1 protein-coding gene is annotated in these 1441 nt (G+C 72.6%); it reads left to right on the top strand.

The annotated features are described in order from the left end of the window. Window positions 1-1441 (top strand): type I polyketide synthase (locus LG396_RS38740; RefSeq protein WP_308190166.1); only part of this gene is annotated, 1441 nt, incomplete at both ends.

Here is a 1441-nt window from a genome sequence, read left to right as displayed (position 1 = left end):
GGCCCTCACCCGTCACCTCCTGGGCCGGCTCCTCGACTCGGCGCCCGCCCGCGCCCGTACGGTCACCACGCGGACCGTCACCGACGACGACCCGATCGCCATCGTCTCGATGGCCTGCCGCTATCCCGGCGAGGTCCGCTCCGCGGACGACCTGTGGCGGCTGGTCGCCGACGGCACGGACGCGGTCTCGGAGTTCCCGGTCAACCGCGGCTGGGACCTCGACAACCTGTACGACCCGGACCCGGACGCGACGGGCAGGACGTACACGCGCCACGGCGCCTTCCTGCACGACGCGGACCGGTTCGACGCCGACTTCTTCCACATGAACCCGCGCGAGGCCCTCGCCACGGACCCCCAGCAGCGGCTGCTGCTGGAAACCGCCTGGGAGGCCTTCGAGCAGGCCGGCATCGACCCGGCCGGGCTGCGGGACAGCAACACCGGCGTGTTCACAGGCGTCATCTACGCGGACTACGGCCCGCGTCTGATGCACCGGACCCCCGAGGGCTTCGAGGGCTACCTCGGCAACGGCAGCGCCGCGAGCGTGGCGTCCGGCCGGGTGGCGTACACCTTCGGCCTCGAAGGCCCGGCCATGACCGTCGACACCGCCTGCTCGTCGTCCCTCGTGGGCATGCATCTCGCCGCGCAGGCGCTGCGCAACGGGGAGTGCGACCTCGCCCTCGCCGGCGGCGTCACGGTGATGTCCACGCCCTCCGCGTTCCTCGAGTTCTCCCGCCAGCGCGGCCTGGCCTCCGACGGCCGCTGCAAGCCCTTCGCCGACGCCGCCGACGGCACGGGCTGGGGCGAGGGCGCAGGACTCGTACTGCTGGAGCGCCTCTCCGACGCCCGGCGCAACGGACACGAGGTCCTCGCCATCCTGCGCGGCTCGGCCGTCAACCAGGACGGCGCCTCCAACGGCCTCACAGCTCCCAACGGTCCTTCGCAGCAGCGCGTCATCGAACAGGCCCTCGCCAACGCCGGGCTGAGTGCCGGTCAGGTCGACGCGGTCGAGGCGCACGGCACGGGTACGACGCTGGGCGACCCGATCGAGGCGCAGGCGCTGCTGGCCACCTACGGCCAGGCGCACACCGAGGAGCAGCCCCTGTGGCTGGGCTCCATCAAGTCCAACATCGGTCACACGCAGGCCGCGGCGGGTGTCGCGGGTGTGATCAAGATGGTCGAGGCCCTCCGCCACGGACACCTCCCCCAGACGCTCCATGTCGACGAGCCCTCCACCCACGTGGAGTGGGACACCGGCCACGTCGCCCTCCTCACCGAGGGGCAGCCCTGGCCGGAGACGGGCGAGGCACGGCGTGCGGCGGTGTCGTCGTTCGGGATCAGCGGCACGAACGCGCACGTGATCCTTGAGGCGGCCCCGGAGCCGGGGAAGCCGGTCGAGGAGCGGGTCGATAAGTCGATGCCGGTGCCGGTGGTGGTCTCGGCG

The organism is Streptomyces aculeolatus, assembly GCF_020400605.1.
Classification (GTDB): domain Bacteria; phylum Actinomycetota; class Actinomycetes; order Streptomycetales; family Streptomycetaceae; genus Streptomyces; species Streptomyces aculeolatus.
The sequence above is the reverse complement of the archived record's forward strand: the minus strand, read 5'-3'. Positions and strand labels throughout refer to the sequence as shown.